Raw genomic sequence first — 21,870 nt, forward strand, 5'->3', positions numbered from 1 at the left:
CGAGCCCTTGGCCCTCAACGTGATCATCGCGGTCTTGGGGTCGGTCTTGTAGCGCTCCTTGATCGGGGCCTGCATCTGGCGCAGTGCTGCGGCGTCCATTTTGTCTCTCCCGGGAAAATCGTCTCTACGAAGTACCGGCTTGCGATGTACCGGCTCGGAGCGAAATTGTCACCACCACATGGCCTGACCGGGACCCTGGGTTGCGTCACGGTCGGGCACGCTGCGGTCGAGCGAACGATCGAGTGACGTCAGCACACTTCGCTTGAAATTCTCGAACAGCGGCGAATTGCGGTCGCGTGGCCTGCCCAGGTTGATCTCGATCTGGTCGAACAGCCGGCCCGGCCGCGGCCGCATCACCAGCACGCGGTCAGCCAGCACCACGGCCTCGTCGACGTCATGGGTGACGAGGATGAGCGTCGGCCGCGTGTCGGCCCAGAGATCGAGCAGATGATCCTGGAGGTCCCTGCGGGTGAAAGCGTCGAGCGCCGAGAACGGCTCGTCGAGCAAGAGCACCTCGGGCTGCGGCACCAGCGCGCGGGCGATCGCGACGCGCTGTGCCTGCCCGCCCGAGAGCTCGCGCGGCCAGGCCTGCGCCTTCTCGGCGAGCCCGACACGCTCGAGCGCACGCGCCACCTTTTCACGCCGCTCGGTCGCGGGCCCATCGGCAAGACCAAAGCCGATATTGTCGGCGACGCTGAGCCAGGGCAGCAGCCGCGGCTCCTGGAAGATGATGCCGATCTTGGCATGCGGCGCGGCGATCGCCTCGTTGTCCAGCGTCACCGTGCCCGAGCTTGCGCGGTCGAGGCCCGCGATGGCGCGCAGCAGCGTGGACTTGCCGCAGCCCGAGCCGCCAATGATGGCGACGATCTCGCCTTGCCTGATCTCGGCGGAGAAGCGCGCCAGCGCCTGCACGCCGTTGGGATAGGTCTTGCTGACCCGGTCGAGCGCCAGCATCGCCTTATGCTCCCGTTGTACGCCCAAAGGCGTCCTGCCAGCGCAGGAAGGGCGCAGCCGCGATCTCGATCAACCAATCCGTGAGCTTGCCGAGGATCGCGAAGATCACGATGGCGGCGAGGATCTGCGCGGGCTTGCCGAGCTGCTGGCCGTCGAGCAGGAGATAGCCGAGGCCTTCGGACGCGCCGATCAGCTCGGCCGCCACCACGAACATCCAGCCCAGACCAAGACCGACGCGCAAGGACACGACATAGGCCGGCAGCACCGCGGGCAGCAGGATACGGCGGATCATGGCAGGCCCGGAGAGACGGAATGTGCGACCGACCTCGACGATCTTGCGATCGACGATGAGGATCGCGCCCATCACGCCGAGATAGACCGGAAAGAACACGCCGACTGCGATCAGCGCGATCTTCGAGGTCTCGAAGATGCCGAGCCAGAGGATGAACAGCGGCACCCAGGCCAGCGACGGGATCGCGCGCAGCGCCTGCACGGTCGGGTCGAGCAGCCGCCGCGCCAGCGACCAATAGCCGGATATGGCGCCGAGCAAGGTCCCCGCGACCACGCCGAACGCAAAGCCAAGGCCGACACGCCACAGCGTTGCGGCGATGTGACGGAACAGTTCGCCGGAGCGCGCAAGATCAACGACGGTGGCGAACAAGCGCGAGGGCGGCGGCACCAGCCGGCCGTTGGACCAGCCGGACCAGGCCACGAGTTCCCAGCCAAGCGCGAGGGTCAGTGGCAACAGCAATCCCAGCGTCGGCCCCGCATAGCGCGACAGCCGCGAGGGCGCGGCGCTCTCGGCCGGTTCCGTAGTCTGTTGCAGGACTGGCGCGTCAGAGATCATGGCCGGTAGGAAGCGCGTCCTGTGCGAGATTGCAAGGGCGCGCGGCATTCTCGGCGTCGTCCCGGACAAGCGCAGCGAAGCGGAGCGCAGATCCGGGACCCCTAACCACGGGAAGGCGTGGCTACGGTGACTCGGAGTTGCCCCTTTGGCGCCAAACCACTTCCTGTGGTTATGGGTCCCGGGCTCGCTTCGCGCCCCGGGACGACGACCGAGTTTGCCGCCCGCCTGCCTTTAATTCGTCGGCAGCGGGACCTGATCGTCGATCAACGCATCCAGCGTCGCCTTCACATCGACCTTGGCGTCGACGACGCCGGCCTGTTGCAGGGCGAGGCCCGCGGCGAGGATCGATTCGCGCTGGGGCGCGCCGATGCGGCTGTGGGTCAGCTCGGTGCGCTCCTTGAGTTGCTTGTCGACGACAGGCTCCGGCAGCTTGGTCACGGCGATGAAGGTCTTCTTGAGCTCGTCGTAATTCGCGAGCGAATATTTGCGCGCCTCTTCGTACACCGCGAGCACGCGGCGGGCGGCGTCCGGATAGTCTTTCAAAAACTGCTCGCGCACATTGAGGATGCCCCAAGTGTTGGCGTCGGCCTTGCGATAGAACAGTTTCGCGCCGTCCTCGACCTCGGCCTGCGCCATCATCGGATCGAGCCCGGCCCACGCATCGACGTCGCCGCGGATCAGCGCGGTCTTGCCGTCGGCGTGCTGGAGCAGCACCGGCGTGATGTCCTTTTCGGTGAGACCTGCGCCAAGCAATGCGCGCACCAGGAAGATGTGCGGATCGGTGCCGCGCGTCACCGCGACCCGCTTGCCCTTGAGATCGGCGACATTAGCAATCTTGGAATCCTTTGATGTCACCAACGCCGTCCATTCGGGACGCGAATAGACGTAGATCGACTTGATCGGGTTGCCGTTGATACGCGCGACCAGCGCCGCCGAGCCCGCGGTCGAGCCGAAGTCGATCGAGCCCGCATTGAGGAATTCGAGCGCCTTGTTGGAGCCGGCCGACTGCACCCAGGTGACGGTGATGCCGTCCTTGGCGAACTCCTTTTCCAGGAGTCCCTTCTGCTTCAGGACCATCGACACCGGATTATAGGTCGCCCAGTCGATACGGATTTCCTTGAGCGGATCCGCCGCCCGCGCCGCGGGGGACATGGCAAGAGCGACCGCTCCCGCCAACAGTATGCGTCGTGTAATCCTGGTCATGCCCGACCTCCTCAAAACTTCATTGTTTTTCAATGAGTTAGATCTAGAAATCAACGAGAAAATCCATCCCTCGAAAGCGCGCCGGCTGAGAACAGCTTTGCCCAAAGCCGCACCTTTCCAGCATGGAACGACTATTGCGAGAGAATGGCGGGTGACAGCGCCGGCCGCCTCTTATATCCGGTGAGACATGGACAGCGTCGCGACTGAACACAAGGCCGAGGTGGACGATCGCTTCGACACCGCGCGGATCACCGCCGCGGTCGATGCGCTTGCCGAGAAGCACCAGGGACGCGAGGACGCGTTCCGCACGGCCATGGCGCAACTGCTCAAGGCCGAGCTGATTGCCTCGCGCGCTGCGGCACAGACGATCCTGCTGAAGGACCGTCATGGCCGGCGCTGCGCCGAGCGACTGTGCCACGTGCAGGACGAGATCATCCGCATCCTGTATTCGGCCGCGACCCGCCATCTCTACCGCTCGCCGATTCCGAGCGGTGCCGAGCGCATGGCAGTGGTGGCGACCGGCGGCTATGGCCGCGGCCTGATGGCCCCCGAGTCCGACATCGATCTGCTCTTCATCCTGCCCTACAAGCAGACCGCCTGGGGCGAGCAGGTCGCCGAGGCCATTCTCTATTGCCTCTGGGACATGGGGCTGAAGGTCGGTCACGCCACGCGCTCGGTCGACGAGTCGATCCGGCAGGCGCGCGGCGACATGACCATCCGCACCGCGATCCTGGAGACGCGCTTCCTTACCGGAGACCGGCCGCTCTATGACGAGCTGGTTGCCCGCTTCGACAAGGAGGTCGTGCAAGGCACCGCGTCCGAGTTCGTCACCGCGAAACTCGCCGAGCGTGAGGAGCGGCATCGCCGCGGCGGCCAATCGCGTTATCTGGTCGAACCCAACGTCAAGGACGGCAAGGGTGCGCTCCGCGACCTGCACACGCTGTTCTGGATCGCGAAGTACGTCTACCGCGTGAGCGACACCGACGAACTGGTCGACCGCGGCGTGTTCGACGCGCAGGAATACCGCACCTTCCGCCGCTGCGCCGACTTCCTCTGGTCGGTGCGCTGCAATCTTCACTTTTACTCCGGTCGCCCTGAAGAGCGCCTCTCCTTCGACCTCCAGCGCGAGATCGCGGTCCGGCTCGGCTACACCTCGCATCCCGGCATGCAGGACGTCGAACGCTTCATGAAGCACTACTTCCTGGTCGCCAAGGAAGTCGGCAACCTCACCGCCATCCTCTGCGCCAAGCTCGAGGACCAGCAGGCCAAGCCCGCGCCGGTGCTGAGCCGGATGATGGCGCGGCTGCGCCCCACCGCGGTGAAGCGGCGAGTGCCCGACAGCGACGACTTCATCGTCGACAACAACCGCATCAACGTCGCCGCGCCCGACGTGTTCAAGCATGATCCGGTCAATTTGATCCGCATCTTCCGCCTGGCGCAGAAGAACAATCTCGCCTTCCACCCGGACGCGATGCGCGACGTGACGCGTTCGCTCGGCCTGATCAACGCGCAGATGCGCGAGAATCCCGAAGCCAACCGGCTGTTGATGGAGATCCTGACATCCGACAACGCGGAAATCGTGCTGCGGCGGATGAACGAGACCGGCGTGCTCGGCCATTTCATCCGTGCCTTCGGCAAGATCGTCTCGATGATGCAGTTCAACATGTATCATCACTACACCGTCGACGAGCATTTGATCCGCTGCGTCGGGTTCCTCCAGGACATCGAACGCGGCGGCATCGAGGAATTCGCGGTGGCGAGCGACCTGATGCGCAAGATCCGGCCGGAGCATCGCTCCGTGATCTACATTGCGACGCTGCTGCACGACGTCGCCAAGGGCCGGCCCGAGGATCACTCGATCGCCGGCGCCAAGGTGGCGCGACGGCTCTGCCCGCGGCTCGGCTTCAGTCCGGCCGACACCGAGCTCGTGGCCTGGCTGATCGAGGAGCATCTGACGATGTCCACGGTCGCACAGTCGCGCGATCTCTCCGACCGCAAGACCATCGAGAATTTCGCCGCCGTGGTGCAGTCGGTCGAGCAGATGAAGCTCTTGACGATCCTGACCACCGCCGACATCCGCGGCGTCGGCCCAGGCGTGTGGAACGGCTGGAAGGCGCAGCTCTTGCGCTCGCTGTACTACGAGACCGAACCGGTGCTGACGGGTGGCTTCTCGGAGGTAGACCGCGGCAAGCGGCTCACGGCCGCGTATGCCGAATTCCGTAACGCCTTCGCGGAATGGCCGGCGGAAGAGCTCGACGCCTATATCGCCCGGCACTATCCGGCCTATTGGCTCAAGGTCGAGCTGCCGCGCAAGATCCGCCACGCGCGCTTCGTCCGTGCCAGCGAGCAGGCGGGCCACAAGCTCGCGATCAATGTCGGCTTCGACGAGGTGCGTGGCGTCACCGAGCTGACCATCTTCGCCGCCGACCATCCCTGGCTGCTGTCGATCATCGCAGGCGCCTGTGCCTCGGCCGGTGCCAACATCGTCGATGCCCAGATCTACACCACGACCGACGGTCGCGCGCTCGACACCATCTCGATTTCCAGGGAATACGACCGCGACGAGGACGAGGGACGGCGCGCCACACGCATCGGCGAGATGATCGAGGACGTGCTGGAAGGCAAGCTGCGTCTGCCCGAAGTGGTGGCCCGGCGCACCGTGCGCGGCAAGGCGCGGCCGTTCGTGATCGAGCCGGAAGTGACCATCAACAACCAATGGTCCGACCGCTACACAGTGATCGAAATGTCCGGCCTCGACCGCCCCGGGCTGCTCTACGAGCTGACCACCGCGATCTCGAAGCTCAACCTCAACATCGCCTCGGCCCATGTCGCGACCTTCGGCGAGCGCGCGCGCGACGTGTTCTACGTCACCGATCTCCTGGGCGCACAGATCAGCGCGCCGACACGTCAGGCCGCGATCAAGAGCGCGCTGACCCACGTGATGGCCGGCGACAAGGCGGTTCAGCCAGCGGCCTGACTTCTCTCGTCATTCCCCGCTGAATCATCGCGCCGACTTTTGTTCGGAGAATCGCAGCGCGTTCACCAGCGCAGACAGCGTCGCCCGGTTGATGCCGACGACTGGGATAATACATGAAGAAGCCCGGAATTGGCGGAGTCCAATCCTCCAGCACCCGGATAAGGCGGCGCTTCGCAACATATTCGGCGACCTGCTCTTCATAAGCGAGTCCCACACCAACCCCGGCGAGCGCCGCCTGGATCACCAGGTGGGTATCGTCAATGATGAGTGGGCCGTTCACGTTGATCGTGACCGACTTTCGTCCCTGCTGAAACTCCCACCGATATGGTCCACCCGCAAGACGCAGCGTAACGCACCGATGATCGTTCAGATCCTTTGGTTTCTTGGGGATGCTTCGTGAAGCGAAATAGCTTGGCGAGCCCACTACCGCCAATCGCAGTTCGGGCGTGAGGCGAACCGCGATCATATCCTTTTGAATGTACTCGCCAAGCTGGATACCGGCATCGAACTCGCCTGCAACAAGGTCCACGGGGCCAGTGACGGTAACAACGTCCAGAACGATGTCCGGGTAGGACTCAGCGAAAGCTCTCAACCGCGGCAACAACACCATCACGGCAGCTGATCGTGACATTACGATTCGGAGACGACCTTCGGGTCGCTGCCGAACACTTCGGGCCTTGTCGAGGGCGTGACGAATTTGCTCAAGCGCCGGAGACAAGTCTTCCAAAAGAGCTGCCCCCGCAGCGGTTGGCGCAACGCTCTTGGTTGTTCGAGCGAGCAGCTGCAGCTCAAGCCGTTGCTCAAGCCTCCGGATTGTGTGACTCAAGGCAGACTGAGACACACCCAGCTTTATCGCAGCGCGCGTAAAGCTTCGTTCACTGGCCACGATTGCGAACGTCGCGAGCTCGTTCAATTCGTTTGTCATCGTCTATGAATATCGATCATAAGCCCATGCCGCGCAAGTCGGCTGGCTTCATAAACAACTATGCCGTAGGCTCCCACCCGCAATTCGACGACCTACGGTGCTTTTCTGCACGGGCGCCAGGCTGACGCTCGGCACGGCTGGCCGGGCCGGGCCGCATGAATGCCCGGTGTAACGGCTTTGAGGATGACAATGAATACGGACGTTCCCGCCTTGCACTCCCTTGCGCAAACCTATTTCGATGCTGCCTATGAAATGGATGCCGAGAAATTTGCATCCATATTTCACCCCTTGAGTTCCGTGACGAAGGTCGCCGAGGACGGCAACGTGGGCGTGACGCCGATTGCGACCTGGCTGGCAGCGGTCCGCGACATGAAAGCTCCAAAGCAACAGGGCTTCGAGCGAGACGATCAGATCCTGTCGACGGATGTTGAAGGAGAGCTCGCGCTTTTGAAGGTGAAATTGCGCATCCCGCCGCGTTACTTCACAGACCTGTTGTCGTGCTTGAAGGTGAACGGGACCTGGAAGATCGCGCAGAAAGTAATGACGTCGAACGTCTGATGGATTCGGTCACGGCGGGGGAGAGCGGCCGAAGGCTCGCTCGACGGCCCATCGCCGGCCGCCGCCAATCGCTCAACCGTTGTCAAACAGGCGCTTAGACCGCCACGCCTTCATGCCGCAGCAGCCAGCGCTTGCGCTCGAGGCCGCCGCCATACTTCACCAGAGAACCATCGGCGCCGATCAGGCGGTGGCACGGCAGCACCACGCTGATCGGATTGGAGCCGTTGGCATGGCCGACGGCGCGAATGGCTTTGGGCGTGTCGATCCTTGCGGCGAGCGCGCCGTAACTCATTGTGGTGCCGGCAGGGATTTGCGCCAATGCATTCCAGACCTTCTGCTGGAACGGCGTGCCGGCGATGCGCCAGGCGATGTCTGAGAGCTGGCCGAGATCGCCGTCGAAATAGTCCGACAGCGCAGTCCGCATGGCCGCGGGCGCGGGCTGGTCACTCAGGTCCACCAGACCGTAATGCAGGCGCAAGAGCTCGCGCATGCGGTGCTCGTAATCCTCCCAGTCGAGCGCGCGCAAGGCGCCCTCAGCGTCGGTGATCAGCAGCGCGATCCCGATCGGCGTCGCCAGCCGATCGAGGCCGAAGCTTACAGGCGGTTTGGTCGGTCGCGCGGGCATTGCGGCACCATTGCATCGAAACACGCCATCGCACTTGCCACGCCAGCCGTGCTAGCGTCCACCCGAAAGCTGACGCTGGGGGAGCTCAACTTGATCTGGATCGCGAATATCCTGGTGGCGCTGGTCGCCGCACTGCACGCTTACTTCCTGATCCTGGAGATGTTGCTCTGGGACAAGCCGCAGGGCTTGAAGGTTTTCCGCAACACGCCGGAGAAGGCAGCGATCACCAAGGTGCTGGCCGCGAACCAGGGACTCTATAACGGTTTCCTGGCCGCCGGCCTGGTCTGGGGGCTGGTGCACGGCAATCCGGCCTTCGCGTTCCAGATCAAGGCGTTCTTCCTGCTCTGCGTGATCGTGGCCGGCGCTTATGGCGCGGCGACCGTCAGCACGCGGATCCTGATCGTGCAGGCGCTGCCGGCGGCGCTCGCGCTGTTGGCCTTGTTCCTGACCTGAGATGCCATAGCGCGGCACCGCGATCCTTGCGCGGCGCCTGCCGTTCCTCCACAATCTCCGACAGCGATGGCGACCGTTGGCAATCAACGGGACAAGACCGTCGGTCGGAAATTCCGTCAGGAGGAACAAGCCCACATGAGCAATCGCAGAGCCTTCATCACCGCCACGGCGGCGCTCGCCTTCGCGTTCTCCGCCAACCAAGCTCTCGCCCAGAAGAAATACGACACCGGCGCGAGCGACACCGAGATCAAGATCGGCCAGACCGTGCCGTTCTCCGGGCCCTATTCCGTCTACGCCAATATCGGCAAGACCCAGGCCGCCTACTTCAAGATGATCAACGATCAGGGCGGCATCAACGGCCGCAAGATCAATCTGATCCAGTATGACGACGCCTATTCGCCGCCGAAGACGGTCGAGCAGGTGCGCAAGCTCGTCGAAGGCGACGAGGTGCTGTTCACCTTCCAGATCATCGGCACGGCCGCGAACGCTGCCGTGCAAAAATATCTCAACGGCAAGAAGATCCCGCAACTGCTGGCCTCGACCGGCGCCGCGCGCTTCAACGATCCGCAGAACTATCCCTGGACCATCGCCTATAATCCCAACTACGTGTCCGAGGGACGCATCTACGCCAAGTACATCCTCAAGGAGCATCCGAACGCCAAGATCGGCGTGCTCTACCAGAACGACGACATGGGCCGCGACTATCTCGCCGGCCTCAAGAGCGGTCTCGGCGACAAGGCCGCCAGCATGATCGTCGGCGAGGTGTCCTACGAGGTCACCGATCCGACGGTGGACTCGCAGGTGGTCAAACTGAAGTCGTTGGGCGCCGATCTTTTCTATGATGCCTCGACACCCAAATTCGCGGCGCAGGCGATCAAGAAGGTCGCCGAGCTCGGCTGGACGCCGGTGCACATTCTCGACATCAACGCGAGCCCGATCTCGGCGACGTTGAAGCCGGCCGGTCTCGACATCTCCAAGGGCATCATCTCCACCCAATACGGCAAGGAGCCCGGCGATCCGCAGTGGAAGGACGATCCGGGCGTGAAAGCGTTCTTTGCCTTCATGGACAAGTATTTCCCCGAAGGGGACAAGCTCAATACCGTCAACACCTATGCTTATTCAGTCGCCGAATTGCTGACGCAGGTGCTGAAACAGTGCGGCGACGACCTGTCGCGTGAGAACGTGATGAAGCAGGTCGCTAACATCAAGGACTTCACCCCGAGCTTCGCGCTACCCGGCATCAAGATCAACACCGGGCCGAACGACTACCGCGTCAACAAGCAGATGCAGATGATGAAGTTCAACGGCGAACGCTGGGAGCTGTTCGGCCCGATCATGGAGGATGCGGGTCCAGCGGGTTAGCCTCTCGGATATCTCATAGGGCGGGTTACGCCCGGCGGACTGCACTTCGCGCATCCGCCGGCGCTGCCCACCTTACAAACCTGCTGCGCAGCCGCGCATGCTACGAACTGCGGGCGCACGCCCAAACTTGCGTTGCAACAACGCCTCATCCACTATCGCCGTCAGCGGTGACATCAGGTGCGCACAGGCGCACCTGATTGATCACCGGCAACAAACATTGAGGAAATGCGAATGAGGAATGGAATGCTGCATCTGGCCACGGCAACGGCGCTGACCCTGGCGCTATCGGTCTCGGCGGCCAATGCCCAGAAGAAATATGATCCGGGGGCCAGCGATACCGAGATCAAAGTCGGCCAGACCGTGCCGTTCTCGGGACCGGCATCGGCCTACGCGTCGATCGGCAAGACCCAGGCCGCCTATTTCAAAATGATCAACGACCAGGGCGGCATCAACGGCCGCAAGATCAATCTGATCCAGTATGACGACGCTTACTCGCCGCCAAAAGCAGTGGAGCAGGTGCGCAAGCTGGTCGAGAGCGACGAGGTGCTCTTGACCTTCCAGATCATCGGCACGCCATCGAATGCGGCCGTGCAAAAATATCTCAACTCCAAGAAAGTGCCGCAGCTGTTCGCGGCCACCGGCGCCTCGAAGTTCACGGACCCGAAGAACTTTCCGTGGACGATGGGCTACAACCCTAACTATTTCGTCGAGGGCCGCATCTACGGCCAGTACATCCTGAAGGAATATCCAAACGCCAAAGTCGGCGTGCTCTATCAGAACGATGATCTCGGCAAGGACTATCTGAACGGCATCAAGGCCGGGCTCGGCGACAAGGCCGCCAAGATGATCGTCAACGAGTCCTCCTACGAAGTCTCGGACCCGACCGTCGATTCGCAGATCCTCAAGATCAAGGATGCCGGCGCCGATCTGTTCTTCAGCGCCAGCACGCCGAAGCAAGCGGCGCAGGCGATCAAGAAGATCGGCGAGATCGGCTGGAAGCCGGTGCAGATCGTCGACATCAACGCCACCTCGGTCGGCGCGGTGATGAAGCCTGCCGGTCTCGACGCCGCCAAGGGCGTGATCAGCGTCAATTACGGCAAGGATCCGCTCGATCCGACCTGGAAGGACGATGCCGGCCTGAAGAAGTATTTCGACTTCATGGCGAAGTACTATCCGGACGGCGACAAGGATTCGAACTTCAATACCTACGGCTACGGTACCGCCCAGCTTTTGGCCCACGTGCTGCAGCAGTGCGGCGACAACCTGACGCGCGAAAACGTCATGAAGCAGGCGGCTTCGCTGAAGGACGTGACCAGCGATATCGCCCTGCCCGGCATCAAGGCCAACACCTCGGCGACCGACTACCGCGTCAACAAGCAGCTTCAGATGATGAAGTTCAACGGCGAACGCTGGGAGCTGTTCGGCCCGCTCCTGGAAGATGCGGGTCCGGCGGGTTAGTTTTCTCGGAGCAAGCAGGTGAGGCGTGGATGGCCGAGTCAAGCCCGGCCATCCACCTTGAGGAGGGAGTTCCGCCGACGCCGCTCAGGCCGGCACCTCGCCAAAGTTCTTGCCCACCGGCAGCACCGCGTGCCGAATGAGCCGTGAATCCTCCACGGCGGCCTGCCTGTGCTTAACCGCTTCGCGATAGACGGGATCGCGGATCATCTCGACGAACGCGGCGACGCTTGGGTATTCGGCGATGAAGCAATGGTCCCAGCGCTCAGTCTCGGGGCCGATCAGCATCAACTCGAATTTGCCTTGCCAGACGATGCGGCCGCCGAGGCGTTCGAACACCGGGCCGCTCTCGCGGCCATAGGCCGCATAGGCTTCCGCGCCGCTCGCCTTGCGGCCATCTGGATAGGCTGCCTCCTTGCGTAAGCGCACCAGGTTGAGCATGTGGATCGGGCCGGGACGGTCGTTGTCCCGGAACTGCGCGAAAATCTCCTTGGTTGGATCGATGTGGCCCATCTGAGTTTCCTTTTCTTTTATGCCGGCGATCCTAGCTCTGCCGACCTCCCAGCGGAACTGCGGCCAGCGAATGCCGCACCTCCTAATCGCGCGTTAAGCTCTGGGTAACCGGGCCTTAAACAGCGACCGCTAGCGTGCGGCGGGGCGGGCTGACCGGGCGTTTGCGTATGGGGTTGGGAAAGAAAAAGGGTGGGCGGAAGGAGCCGTTGTTCGGCTTGCCTGCGGCACTCGCCGATCTGCGCCTGACCGCGGCCGACCGCATTCCTGGCGGCGATGAGAAGCCGAAGAAATCAACGAAGTCATCTGCCAAGCGCAAGAGCGAGGATGCCGGCGACGAGCCGCCGCGCGAGCGGAAGGCGCCAGCCGGCCGCGGCAGCCCCAAGCGGCGATCGAAGTCACGCATCGGCGCGAGCCTTGGTCGCCTGGTCTATTGGGGCGCGGTGCTGGGCCTATGGGGCGCCATCGCCGTGATCGGCGTCGTGATCTATGTCGGCGCTCATCTGCCGCCGATCCAGTCGCTGGAAATCCCCAAGCGGCCGCCGACGATCCAGATCGTCGGCATGGACGGCAGCATGCTGGCGCAACGCGGCGAGATGGCCGGCGCCAACGTCTCGCTGAAGGATCTGCCGCAATATCTGCCCAAGGCGTTCATCGCCATCGAGGATCGCCGCTTCTATTCGCATTTCGGCATCGATCCCGTGGGCATCCTCCGCGCGCTCGTCACCAACGTGCTCCATCGCGGCGTGTCGCAGGGCGGCTCGACGCTGACGCAGCAATTGGCGAAAAACCTGTTCCTGACCCAGGAGCGCACCATGGCGCGCAAGCTGCAGGAAGCGGAGCTCGCGATCTGGCTGGAGCGCAAGCATTCCAAGAACGAGATCTTGGAGCTCTATCTCAACCGCGTCTATTTCGGCTCCGGCGCCTACGGCGTCGAGGCCGCCGCGCAGCGCTATTTCGGCAAATCGGCCAAGAACGTCACCGTCGCGGAAGCGGCGATGCTGGCCGGTCTCGTCAAATCGCCCTCGCGGCTCGCGCCTAACCGCAACCCCGAGGGCGCAGAAGCGCGCGCGAAAATCGTGCTCACGGCGATGGCGGATGCCAAATTCATCACCGAAGCGCAGGCGCAGGCCTCGATCGGCCAACCCTCCTACAATGTGAAGCCGGTCGGCGCCGGCACGGTCAATTACGTCGCCGACTGGATCGGCGAGGTGCTGGACGATCTGGTCGGCCAGATCGACGAGAGCATCAAGGTCGAGACCACGATCGATCCGAAGCTCCAGAGCGTGGCGGAAGCCGCCATCATCGACGAGCTCGCGGCCAAGAGCGTGAAATTCAATGTCAGCCAGGGCGCACTGGTGGCGATGACGCCCGACGGCGCGGTTCGCGCCATGGTGGGCGGGCGGAACTATTCCGAGAGCCAGTACAACCGCGCGGTCACCGCCAGGCGCCAGCCGGGCTCCTCGTTCAAGCCGTTCGTGTACCTGACCGCGCTCGAGCAGGGGCTGACGCCCGACACGGTCCGCCAGGACGCGCCGATCGAGGTCAAGGGCTGGAGGCCTGAGAACTACACCCACGAATATTTCGGCGCGGTGACGCTGACCCAGGCGCTCGCGATGTCGCTCAACACGGTCGCCATTCGCCTCGGCCTCGAGGTCGGGCCGAAGAACGTGGTGCGCACCGCGCACCGGCTCGGCATCTCCTCGAAACTCGAGCCCAACGCCTCGATCGCGCTCGGCACCTCCGAAGTCTCGATGGTCGAGCTGGTCGGCGCCTATGCACCCTTCGCCAATGGCGGCTTCACGGCGACGCCGCATGTCGTCACGCGGATCAGGACGCTCAGTGGCAAGCTGCTCTACATGCGCCAGGCGGACGAGCACAACCAGGTGGTCGACCCGCGCTATGTCGGCATGATGAACGCGATGATGCGGGAAACGCTGATCAGCGGCACCGCCAAGAAGGCGGAGATCCCGGGCTGGCCAGCGGCCGGCAAGACCGGCACCAGCCAGGACTACCGCGACGCCTGGTTCATCGGCTACACCGCCAACCTCGTCACCGGCGTGTGGCTCGGCAATGACGACAACTCGCCGACCAAGAAGGCCACCGGCGGCGGCTTGCCGGTCGAAGTCTGGTCGCGCTTCATGCGCACAGCGCACGAGGGCGTGCCGGTAGCAGCCTTGCCGAGCTCTCCAGGTGGCTGGGGCCTGTCGAACCTGGCGCAGGCGACGTCGCAGGTGTCGCCGCCAACAGCGGCAGCGCCCGGACCCGCACCGGCCAGCAACGGCGGCTATCGCCCACCCCCCACGCGCGCCAATGCGCGACCGGAGGCAGCCGCAGGACTCGATGGCTGGCTGATGGACCGGCTGTTCGGCGGGAATCGCTAGCGCCGACCTGAGGTCCGGGTGACCTCAAAACAAAAACAAGCGAAAACAACCCCATGCACAGTAGCCGAGGATAACGAAATCAACGGCTTGCGTGAGGCGCAAGACGGCTGATTCTGACAGCAAAGCCATTTGACACCTCGGGCAAAACAGAACCGTTCCGCCATCATCCCGAACGCGGCCGCTATCTCGGCTCTCCCGGTTCGCCACCGGTGTCGTCTTCGGCAAGTCCTGCCTACCATGGCAAAATCGGCCGATCCCCGCAGCTCCCGGAACGCAAAAACACCAGTCTCTTCAAGCTCCGGTCGGCGGCCCGGGATTTGCTCTCACAGGTTGAGCAAGTATCGGAGAGCGTTCCATGATGTCGGGTGTATCCAGCGCGGCGTTGCCTCATCTGCGACCCGCATCAACGTCCGCTTCGAATAGGACATCGAGTCTTCAGCCGGCGGGACCGGATGCGACTGATGCTGCGACCGACGGCTTTCGGATTGACGTCTCGCAGGTCAAGCCCCTGACAGGCGCCAAGTCGATATCGGCGGCGGACAATCCTCACCTGCGCGACCTCATGGCATCGAACTGGCTGATGACCCATGACACGAGCGCAACTCAGTCGGTCGTCTCGGACGATGCCCCTGAGAACACCTATGCTCAGGTGAAGGTCGACGGCAAGGTGGTCGCCACCCTGTACAATGGCGGGTCCTCAACGATGACCAACGAGGCGGCTGGAAAGATCGGCAAGCTGGAGGATCCACCCGATCTGAGTGGACCGGATCTGGCGCAGTGGCGGGCCGACAGATACGCCGAGCGGCTCGGTGGCACCGTTGAAAAAGCTTCCACCGCGATCACGCAATCGCAATGGACCCCGCGTGAAAGCAGCTCCGCAACCTATAGCCGCGATCAACTCGACGCAGCCTTCCAGGCGATGCTGGCCGAGGGCCAGAAGGCCGGCGTGCAATTGCAGTCATCCTATCTCGCCTCGCGCACGCAGCCGGGGACAAGCGCGGATGTCAGCGCCTGAGCAGAGGGATGAATTGAGTACGCGCGGACGTCGCTGCATTCTCAACTGTCATTCCCGCGAACGCGGGAATCCAGTACGCCGCGGCCTCTCGGTTCAATAACAACCGCCTCGGAACACTGGATCGCCCGGTCGAGCCGGGCGATGACAGCGTCAGATGGAGGTTGGCAGCGAGGGCCTAATCCTCGACCCCGTAGCGGTGCAGGTCGTTGCCGTACGTATCGAGCCACTTCTTGGCGCGCTCCATCGACGGGCAGACCTTGCCGCAGACGCGCCAGAACCGCGCCGAGTGGTTCATCTCAACGAGATGGGCGACCTCGTGGGCGGCGAGATAGTCGAGCACGTAGGGCGGCGCGAGGATCAGGCGCCAGGAGAACGACAGCGAGCCGGCCGAGGTGCAGGAGCCCCAACGACTGGATTGATCGCGGATCGAGAGCCGCTTGACCTTGACGCCGAGCTCGGCGGCATAGGATTCCGCCGCACGCTGAAGGTCGCGGCGAGCCTCGCGCTTGAGGAAGTCGCTGATGCGACGGTCCGCATGCTCGACGCCGCCGGCGACGCAGAGAATGCGCTCCCCGCTGTCGCGCACTTCCGTCCACACCGTACCGCGCGTGCCGGCGCGATGAACGATGCGATGGGCCGTGCCGCGAAGTGGTATCACTGTGCCAGGCTGGAACGGCGCGGCCTTCGGCAAACGGCCGAGACGTGCCGCGATCCACGCGCCGTGGCGCTGCGCGAAGTCTTTTGCTTCGGCGAGCGTGCCGCGCGGCGGCATGGTGAGGATGGCTTCGCGATCGCTCGGATGAATTCTGAGCGTGTAACGGCGCGCGCGGCGATGCCGGCGCAGTCGAATCGCAAAATATTGCGATCCATGGGTGATCAGGAGGGTCTTCGGCTCGTGGGGCCGCCGATAGAGGAGTGCGCGAGTGGCCATGTCTGTCAGTCCGGGGGGCAGGAGAGCGCCCGGATTCTGCCATAACCGCCGCCAGGGAAAGCGCTCGGCGCAAAAACAAATCATTTGCCCAATATACAGGGGTCTGGCGTCCGGGAGACCCTACAGACTGGGGTTGGAACCGGCTTTTTTCGCCCCCGTTCGGCGCATGTGGCACCCCCAAGGGGTGAGGTTGGACTCACTCCTACAAAGCTACCTAAATACCGCGAATCTAGCGGGAACTCGCCCCTGTCGGAGCCTCCGACAGGGCGTCGATTTTCAGCGGGAAAGCCGAAAAACGCGATTATTCGGCCGCGAGAGCCTGCAATGAGCTCGGATTCGCCGCCGAGACCATGAAGTCGTGGATGCGCGGCACGATTTCCGATTTGAAGCGCGAGCCATTGAACACGCCGTAATGTCCGACGCCCTTCTGGACGTAATGAACGCGGCGGTGATCGGGAATCGAGCTGCACAATGTGTGCGTTGCTTCGGTCTGACCGATGCCGGAGATGTCGTCGTTCTCGCCTTCGACGGTCATCAACGCGACGCGCGTGACCTTGGAGGGATCGACGCGTGTTCCACGATGGGTCATCTCGCCCTTCGGCAGCGAATGCTTCACGAACACGGTGTCGACGGTCTGCAGGTAATACTCGGCGGAGAGATCCATCACCGCGAGATATTCGTCGTAGAAGTCACGATGCTTGTCGACGAGGTCGCCGTCGCCCTTTACCAGGTTGGCGAATAGCTGCTTGTGGGCATCCATATGCCGGTCGAGATTCATGCTGATGAAGCCGTTGAGCTGCAAGAAGCCCGGATAGACGTCGCGCATCATACCCGGATGCGGGAACGGCACCTTGGTGATGACGTGGTTGCGGAACCAGTCGATGCCGCGCTCCTGGGCCAGGTTGTTCACCGCAGTCGGATTGCGCCGGGTGTCGATCGGGCCGCCCATCAGCGTCATCGAGGTCGGCACAAAGGGATCGCGTAGCGCTTCCATAATCGAAACGGCAGCGACGACGGGAACCGAGGGCTGGCACACCGCCAGCACATGCGTGTTGCCGCCGAGGACATGCAGCATCTCGATGACGTAGTCGATGTAGTCGTCAAGATCGAAGCGGCCGTCGCTGAGCGGCACCATGCGGGCATCGGCCCAATCGGTGATGTAGACCTCATGCGCCGGCAGGAAAGCCTCGACGGTACCGCGGAGGAGCGTCGCGTAATGGCCGGACATCGGAGCGACGATCAGCACGCGTGGATGCGGACTGCGCAGTGGACGGGCGAACTTGCGATCGAAGTAGAGCAGGCGGCAGAACGGCTTTTCCCAGACCGAGCGGACCTCGACGGGAACGCGGATGCCGTTGACCTCGGTGTCGTTGAGGCCCCATTCCGGCTTGCCGTAGCGGCGGGTGGTGCGTTCGAACAATTCGCAGGCCGCGGCAACCGACTTGCCAACCTCGGTGCGTGCCCAGGGGTTCAGCGGATTCTGAAACAGGAGCTTGGTCGCGTCCGTGATCGCACGCGCCGGATTGAGAGAGGCTTGCCCCATCTCGTACATCCAGTACATCGGCGTCGTCAGGACAGGACTGCCTTCGGCCACCAGGGGCGGCGCCCCGCCAAACTCACCAATCGGCATCGCTATATTCCTCTTCGCATCGCAGCATACTGCCGAATGCGTAATATTGCGTCAATGCATGGTTCCGTACATCTACGTGGCCGAGGTGCCCAAACCGGGCAGAATCCACGAGAAAGTGACGTTATTCGCCGCCTGACAGCAGCGAGCCCTGCATCCTGGCGCTGCGCAAAAGGGCAAGGAATGCCCCAAAAGATGCAAGCAACAGCACCGCGTTGATGGCCAACGCGCTCAGCATCAGATCGGTCCTGAAGGTGTTTTCGATCAGCAGCGCGCGCATCCCTTCGAACACGTAGGTCGGCGGCAGCGTCCAGGCGATGTATTGCAACCAGACCGGCAGCACGCTGACGGGATAGTAGACGCAGGCGAGCGGCATGATGCCGAACATCAAGGTCCAGACGATGCTCTCGGCGCCGAGGCCGTTTCGCAGCACCAGTCCGGAGACGAAAATGCCGACCGACCAGCTCGTGAAGATCAGATTGCAGAAGAACGCGATCAGCGGCACGCCGAGCGCATAAACATTGAAGTGAAACAGGAATAACGCGAGCAGCGTCATGGGGATGACGCCGATCGCGAGCCGGATCAGGCTCATGATCATCAGGGACAGCAGAAATTCGATCGGCTTCAACGGGCTCATCATGAGATTGCCGAGGTTGCGCGCCCACATCTCTTCCAGGAACGAGATCGAAAAGCCGAGCTGCCCGCGAAACAGGATGTCCCAGAGAATGACGGCGCCGATCAGGGTGCCGCCGGCACGCGCGAAGAAGTTGGCATTCTGCGCGATGTAAAGCTGCAGAAAGCCCCAGGTGATGACCTGCAGCGCCGGCCAGTAGAGCAGCTCGAGCAGCCGCGGCCAGGACGACAGCAACAGGTACCAATAGCGCAGGATCATCGCGCCAATGCGGTGGACGGAGATGCCGCGGTGGAGGGAGAGTTCGGTCATTGCGGCACCGCGTAGCCCGAATGAGCGAAGCGATATCCGGGACCTTGCTGGCGGCGTTCCCGGGTATCGCTTCGCTCACCCGGGCTACGGTCGCAACATACGGCCTGGCTCATCGTGCCACCTCCTGCGCGCCGTTCACCCTTCCGCGCGCGACGTCCAGAAACACCTCTTCCAGCGTGGTGCGGTTGTAGCGGGCCATGATGGCTTCGGGCGTATCGTCGTCCTCGATACGGCCGCGCTTCATGATGATGACGCGATCGCAGAGCCGCTCGACCTCGAGCATGTTGTGCGACGCCAAGAGGATGGTGGCGTTGTTCGCCATGCGATAACGCTCCAGATGCCCCCGGACCCAGTCGGCGGTGTCGGGATCGAGCGAGGCGGTCGGCTCGTCCAGCAACAGCAGCTCGGGCTGGTTGATCAGCGCCTTGGCAAGCGCAACGCGCGTCTTTTGTCCTGCGGAGAGCTTGCCGTTGGCGCGGTCGATGAACTCGGTGAGATCGAGATCGTCGGCGAGCTCAGCGATGCGATCGGAGAGGTTCTTCACCGCATAGAGCTTGCCGAACACCGTGAGGTTCTGACGCACCGTGAGCCGCATCGGCATGTCGACATAGGGGCTCTCGAAGTTCATCCGACCCAGCACGGACGCGCTGTCCTCCGGCATCCGATGCCCGAGCACCTGCACGCGGCCGGAGGTCGGCAGCACGAGGCCCATGATCGTCGCGATGGTCGTGGTCTTGCCGGCGCCGTTGCCGCCCAGCAGCCCGGTGATGCTGCCGCGCGGAAGCGAAAAGGAGATGTCGTCGACGGCGCGGGTCTGCTTGTAGACCTTGACCAGGTGATCGACCGCGATTGCCGCGGAGAGGCTGCGATCCGCGACAGTCGGCCAGCTTGAAGCCTTGTCATTCTCCGTCATGCTGGGCGTTCTTCTGCTATTGCAGCGGAGAGCGCAAGGCTTGTAATCCGGCGGTTCCGTGAGCCGCGCGCTTGTGATCGAGAAGGCACCGCCCCATTGGCCGAAATGACCGAACTTGCCGCTTCCGACTTTCGCCCCGCGCAGCGGCATATCCGCCTGGATACGATCCTGCGACTGCGCTGGCTCGCGGTGCTCGGCCAGCTCGCCGCGATCTTCATCGTGGCGCAGGGGCTGGAATTCAATGTCGAGATCGTTCCCTGCGTCAGCATCATCGCCCTGTCGGCGGCGCTCAATCTGGCGCTCCAGACCGTGTCCAATCCGCTGCAGCGGCTGGAGCCGATGCAGGCGGCCGGACTGCTCGCGCTCAACATCGTGGAGCTGGCGGGTCTCCTGTTCTTCACCGGCGGACTCCAGAACCCGTTCTCGTTCCTGTTCCTCGCGCCCGTGCTGATCTCCGCGACGGCGCTGCCGGCCCGCTTCACCTTCGGCCTCGGCGTGCTGGCTGTCGCCTGCGCCTCGGTCCTGTTCTTCTTCCATCTGCCGCTGCCCTGGGATTCTGATGATCCGCTGGTGCTGCCGCCGATCTATCTCGTCGGCGTCTGGCTCTCGATCGCGCTCGCGATCGGCGTGACCAGCCTCTACTCGTTCCAGGTCACCGAGGAGGCGCGCAAGCTCGCCGACGCGCTGGCCGCGACCGAGCTGGTGCTGACGCGCGAGCAGCATCTGACCCAGCTCGACGGCCTGGCCGCAGCCGCAGCGCACGAGCTCGGCACGCCCCTCGCGACGATCTTCCTGATCTCGCGCGAGCTGGAGAAGACGGTGAAGGAGCCGAACTTTGCCGCCGACCTGAAGACCCTGCGCGAGCAGACGCAGCGTTGCCGCGACATATTGAGCAAGATCACCCAGCTCTCCTCCACCGGCGCGCCGTTCGACCGCATGAAGCTGTCGGAGCTGATCGAGGAGGTGGTGGCGCCGCACCGCGATTTCGGCGTCGATATCAAGGTGCGCATCGCCGTCGCCATCGTGGCCGAACCGGTCGGCTCGCGCAATCCGGCGATCCTCTACGGCGTCGGCAATATCGTCGAGAACGCGGTCGATTTCGCCCGCACCACCGTCGAGGTGAATGCGTGGTGGAACAAGGACACAATCGAGCTCGTGATCTCCGACGATGGTCCCGGCATTCCGCCTGACATCCTGAACCGGATCGGCGAGCCCTATTTGTCGCGGCGGCGCAGCAAGGACGAAGGCGGCGGCCTCGGGCTCGGCGTGTTCATCGCGCGCACCTTGCTGGAGCGCACCGGCGCCAAGGTCTCGTTTACCAACCGGACCTTTCCGGACCATGGCGCAGTGGTCCAGATCACGTGGCCGCGAGACCGTTTTGAGGCTATCGAGACCTTCGAAGAAACAATAGGATAGGCCGCGACCTTGCGTCGCACAACGGGGCCGATCGACCATTGGCGCCCTTGGCACCGCCCGATTGCGCCGCCATATGTAGACGCGCTGGAGAGAGGACCAAACCTTGAACGCCATCGCCGAACTGAACGAACAGACCGACCGCTCGCTGCTGATCGTGGAGGACGACAAGCCGTTTCTGGAGCGGCTGTCGCGCGCCATGGAAACGCGCGGCTTTGCGGTGACGTCATGCGACACCGTCTCGGACGGTCTGGCGCAGATCGGCAAGGCGGCGCCGGCATTCGCCGTGGTCGATCTGCGGCTCGGTGATGGCAACGGTCTCGACGTGGTCTCGGCGCTGAAGAAGAAGCGCCCCGACGCCCGCGCGATCGTGCTGACCGGCTATGGCAACATCGCCACCGCCGTCACCGCGGTGAAGATGGGCGCGGTCGATTATCTCTCGAAACCCGCGGACGCCGACGACGTCGTCGCGGCGCTGCTATCGACCGGCTCGGACAAGTCCGAGTTGCCGGCGAACCCGATGTCGGCCGACCGCGTGCGCTGGGAACACATCCAGCGCATTTACGAGATGTGCAACCGCAACGTCTCGGAGACGGCACGCAGGCTCAACATGCATCGGCGCACGTTGCAGCGGATTTTGGCCAAGCGCGCGCCGCGATAACGGTGCCGTAGGGTGGGCAAGGCGCAAAGCGCCGTGCCCACCATGTCTGCTTCAATCTTTGACCTGGATGGTGGGCACGCTCCGCTTTGCCCACCCTACGGCATCGCGCTCGCG

The 21,870-nt window shown here is 63.5% G+C and carries 19 protein-coding genes and 1 pseudogene; 9 read left to right on the forward strand and 11 right to left on the reverse strand.

The window, feature by feature from the left end; genetic code table 11:
* The 4 genes and pseudogenes from IVB32_RS38285 to IVB32_RS38300 form a co-directional block, all read right to left on the reverse strand.
* Nucleotides 1–99 (reverse strand): annotated as a pseudogene (locus tag IVB32_RS38285) (OsmC family peroxiredoxin); the annotation flags it as partial.
* 69 nt (nucleotides 100–168) lie between these two features.
* Nucleotides 169–954, reverse strand: a complete 786-nt coding sequence (locus tag IVB32_RS38290; protein ID WP_018455896.1) for an ABC transporter ATP-binding protein — start codon at nucleotides 952–954, stop codon at nucleotides 169–171.
* A gap of 4 nt (nucleotides 955–958) precedes the next feature.
* On the reverse strand, nucleotides 959–1,801 hold the full coding sequence (locus IVB32_RS38295) for an ABC transporter permease (RefSeq protein ID WP_247370632.1): 843 nt from the start codon (nucleotides 1,799–1,801) through the stop codon (nucleotides 959–961).
* Between the two features lie 231 nt (nucleotides 1,802–2,032).
* Nucleotides 2,033–3,004: an aliphatic sulfonate ABC transporter substrate-binding protein gene (locus IVB32_RS38300; protein WP_247295914.1), complete on the reverse strand. Its 972-nt coding sequence runs from the start codon at nucleotides 3,002–3,004 to the stop codon at nucleotides 2,033–2,035.
* A 187-nt stretch (nucleotides 3,005–3,191) separates the two neighbouring features.
* Here IVB32_RS38300 and IVB32_RS38305 point away from each other — a divergent pair, with 187 nt between their 5' ends.
* Complete coding sequence (locus tag IVB32_RS38305) at nucleotides 3,192–5,981, forward strand: [protein-PII] uridylyltransferase (protein WP_085361945.1); 2,790 nt, start codon at nucleotides 3,192–3,194, stop codon at nucleotides 5,979–5,981.
* On the opposite strand, the gene IVB32_RS38310 is transcribed toward IVB32_RS38305, so the two are convergent.
* Nucleotides 5,923–6,906 carry a LysR substrate-binding domain-containing protein gene (locus IVB32_RS38310; RefSeq protein ID WP_346731131.1) on the reverse strand — a complete coding sequence of 328 codons (984 nt, stop codon included), beginning with the start codon at nucleotides 6,904–6,906 and terminating at the stop codon, nucleotides 5,923–5,925. The genes IVB32_RS38305 and IVB32_RS38310 overlap by 59 nt on opposite strands.
* Before the next feature lie 159 nt (nucleotides 6,907–7,065).
* On the opposite strand from IVB32_RS38310, the gene IVB32_RS38315 reads away from it, so the two are divergent.
* Nucleotides 7,066–7,464: a nuclear transport factor 2 family protein gene (locus IVB32_RS38315; RefSeq protein ID WP_247364288.1), complete on the forward strand. Its 399-nt coding sequence runs from the start codon at nucleotides 7,066–7,068 to the stop codon at nucleotides 7,462–7,464.
* A gap of 94 nt (nucleotides 7,465–7,558) precedes the next feature.
* Here the strand turns inward: IVB32_RS38315 and IVB32_RS38320 are convergent, their stop codons facing one another.
* Nucleotides 7,559–8,089 carry a methylated-DNA--[protein]-cysteine S-methyltransferase gene (locus tag IVB32_RS38320; RefSeq protein WP_018455889.1) on the reverse strand — a complete coding sequence of 177 codons (531 nt, stop codon included), beginning with the start codon at nucleotides 8,087–8,089 and terminating at the stop codon, nucleotides 7,559–7,561.
* 90 nt (nucleotides 8,090–8,179) lie between these two features.
* Here IVB32_RS38320 and IVB32_RS38325 point away from each other — a divergent pair, with 90 nt between their 5' ends.
* From IVB32_RS38325 to IVB32_RS38335, 3 genes are all read left to right on the forward strand, one after another.
* Nucleotides 8,180–8,542 carry a DUF1304 domain-containing protein gene (locus tag IVB32_RS38325; RefSeq protein ID WP_231189569.1) on the forward strand — a complete coding sequence of 121 codons (363 nt, stop codon included), beginning with the start codon at nucleotides 8,180–8,182 and terminating at the stop codon, nucleotides 8,540–8,542.
* Nucleotides 8,543–8,677: 135 nt separating this feature from the next.
* Nucleotides 8,678–9,904: an ABC transporter substrate-binding protein gene (locus IVB32_RS38330; protein ID WP_026233046.1), complete on the forward strand. Its 1,227-nt coding sequence runs from the start codon at nucleotides 8,678–8,680 to the stop codon at nucleotides 9,902–9,904.
* Between the two features lie 231 nt (nucleotides 9,905–10,135).
* Nucleotides 10,136–11,362: an ABC transporter substrate-binding protein gene (locus tag IVB32_RS38335; protein WP_085385519.1), complete on the forward strand. Its 1,227-nt coding sequence runs from the start codon at nucleotides 10,136–10,138 to the stop codon at nucleotides 11,360–11,362.
* Nucleotides 11,363–11,446: 84 nt separating this feature from the next.
* Here the strand turns inward: IVB32_RS38335 and IVB32_RS38340 are convergent, their stop codons facing one another.
* Entirely contained in the window at nucleotides 11,447–11,872 is a 426-nt protein-coding gene (locus tag IVB32_RS38340; protein ID WP_018455884.1) for a DUF1330 domain-containing protein, read from the reverse strand.
* Nucleotides 11,873–12,039: 167 nt separating this feature from the next.
* Between IVB32_RS38340 and IVB32_RS38345 the strand changes: the two genes are divergently transcribed.
* Entirely contained in the window at nucleotides 12,040–14,253 is a 2,214-nt protein-coding gene (locus tag IVB32_RS38345; RefSeq protein ID WP_018455883.1) for a penicillin-binding protein 1A, read from the forward strand.
* Between the two features lie 355 nt (nucleotides 14,254–14,608).
* Nucleotides 14,609–15,268 (forward strand): hypothetical protein, encoded by a 660-nt coding sequence (locus tag IVB32_RS38350; RefSeq protein WP_247295909.1) that lies wholly within the window; start codon nucleotides 14,609–14,611, stop codon nucleotides 15,266–15,268.
* 175 nt (nucleotides 15,269–15,443) lie between these two features.
* Here the strand turns inward: IVB32_RS38350 and IVB32_RS38355 are convergent, their stop codons facing one another.
* From IVB32_RS38355 to IVB32_RS38370, 4 genes are all read right to left on the reverse strand, one after another.
* Nucleotides 15,444–16,283: a SprT family zinc-dependent metalloprotease gene (locus IVB32_RS38355; protein WP_026233044.1), complete on the reverse strand. Its 840-nt coding sequence runs from the start codon at nucleotides 16,281–16,283 to the stop codon at nucleotides 15,444–15,446.
* Between the two features lie 217 nt (nucleotides 16,284–16,500).
* Nucleotides 16,501–17,829 (reverse strand): polyhydroxyalkanoate depolymerase, encoded by a 1,329-nt coding sequence (gene phaZ / locus IVB32_RS38360; protein ID WP_018455880.1) that lies wholly within the window; start codon nucleotides 17,827–17,829, stop codon nucleotides 16,501–16,503.
* A 121-nt stretch (nucleotides 17,830–17,950) separates the two neighbouring features.
* The gene (locus tag IVB32_RS38365) at nucleotides 17,951–18,769 is read right to left on the reverse strand and encodes an ABC transporter permease (protein WP_018455879.1); all 819 of its coding nucleotides are present in this window, start codon (nucleotides 18,767–18,769) and stop codon (nucleotides 17,951–17,953) included.
* 109 nt (nucleotides 18,770–18,878) lie between these two features.
* Entirely contained in the window at nucleotides 18,879–19,682 is an 804-nt protein-coding gene (locus tag IVB32_RS38370) for an ABC transporter ATP-binding protein (RefSeq protein ID WP_085349757.1), read from the reverse strand.
* A 105-nt stretch (nucleotides 19,683–19,787) separates the two neighbouring features.
* On the opposite strand from IVB32_RS38370, the gene IVB32_RS38375 reads away from it, so the two are divergent.
* Complete coding sequence (locus tag IVB32_RS38375; protein ID WP_018455877.1) at nucleotides 19,788–21,098, forward strand: ActS/PrrB/RegB family redox-sensitive histidine kinase; 1,311 nt, start codon at nucleotides 19,788–19,790, stop codon at nucleotides 21,096–21,098.
* 103 nt (nucleotides 21,099–21,201) lie between these two features.
* Nucleotides 21,202–21,756, forward strand: a complete 555-nt coding sequence (locus IVB32_RS38380; protein ID WP_007598178.1) for an ActR/PrrA/RegA family redox response regulator transcription factor — start codon at nucleotides 21,202–21,204, stop codon at nucleotides 21,754–21,756.
* Nucleotides 21,757–21,870: the final 114 nt, after the last annotated feature.

The sequence above is a fragment of the Bradyrhizobium sp. 23 genome (assembly GCF_023073295.1).
In the GTDB taxonomy this organism is placed as follows: Bacteria; Pseudomonadota; Alphaproteobacteria; order Rhizobiales; family Xanthobacteraceae; genus Bradyrhizobium; species Bradyrhizobium canariense_D.

Excerpts from the sequence above, each read along its gene's own strand:
- IVB32_RS38290 (WP_018455896.1), bottom strand. The coding sequence starts at position 954 with ATGCTGGCGCTCGACCGGGTCAGCAAGACCTATCCCAACGGCGTGCAG.
- IVB32_RS38295 (WP_247370632.1), bottom strand. The coding sequence starts at position 1,801 with ATGATCTCTGACGCGCCAGTCCTGCAACAGACTACGGAACCGGCCGAG.
- IVB32_RS38300 (WP_247295914.1), bottom strand. The coding sequence starts at position 3,004 with ATGACCAGGATTACACGACGCATACTGTTGGCGGGAGCGGTCGCTCTT.
- IVB32_RS38305 (WP_085361945.1), top strand. The coding sequence starts at position 3,192 with ATGGACAGCGTCGCGACTGAACACAAGGCCGAGGTGGACGATCGCTTC.
- IVB32_RS38310 (WP_346731131.1), bottom strand. The coding sequence starts at position 6,906 with ATGACAAACGAATTGAACGAGCTCGCGACGTTCGCAATCGTGGCCAGT.
- IVB32_RS38315 (WP_247364288.1), top strand. The coding sequence starts at position 7,066 with ATGCCCGGTGTAACGGCTTTGAGGATGACAATGAATACGGACGTTCCC.
- IVB32_RS38320 (WP_018455889.1), bottom strand. The coding sequence starts at position 8,089 with ATGCCCGCGCGACCGACCAAACCGCCTGTAAGCTTCGGCCTCGATCGG.
- IVB32_RS38330 (WP_026233046.1), top strand. The coding sequence starts at position 8,678 with ATGAGCAATCGCAGAGCCTTCATCACCGCCACGGCGGCGCTCGCCTTC.
- IVB32_RS38335 (WP_085385519.1), top strand. The coding sequence starts at position 10,136 with ATGAGGAATGGAATGCTGCATCTGGCCACGGCAACGGCGCTGACCCTG.
- IVB32_RS38340 (WP_018455884.1), bottom strand. The coding sequence starts at position 11,872 with ATGGGCCACATCGATCCAACCAAGGAGATTTTCGCGCAGTTCCGGGAC.
- IVB32_RS38345 (WP_018455883.1), top strand. The coding sequence starts at position 12,040 with ATGGGGTTGGGAAAGAAAAAGGGTGGGCGGAAGGAGCCGTTGTTCGGC.
- IVB32_RS38350 (WP_247295909.1), top strand. The coding sequence starts at position 14,609 with ATGATGTCGGGTGTATCCAGCGCGGCGTTGCCTCATCTGCGACCCGCA.
- IVB32_RS38355 (WP_026233044.1), bottom strand. The coding sequence starts at position 16,283 with ATGATTTGTTTTTGCGCCGAGCGCTTTCCCTGGCGGCGGTTATGGCAG.
- phaZ (WP_018455880.1), bottom strand. The coding sequence starts at position 17,829 with ATGCCGATTGGTGAGTTTGGCGGGGCGCCGCCCCTGGTGGCCGAAGGC.
- IVB32_RS38365 (WP_018455879.1), bottom strand. The coding sequence starts at position 18,769 with ATGACCGAACTCTCCCTCCACCGCGGCATCTCCGTCCACCGCATTGGC.
- IVB32_RS38370 (WP_085349757.1), bottom strand. The coding sequence starts at position 19,682 with ATGACGGAGAATGACAAGGCTTCAAGCTGGCCGACTGTCGCGGATCGC.
- IVB32_RS38375 (WP_018455877.1), top strand. The coding sequence starts at position 19,788 with ATGACCGAACTTGCCGCTTCCGACTTTCGCCCCGCGCAGCGGCATATC.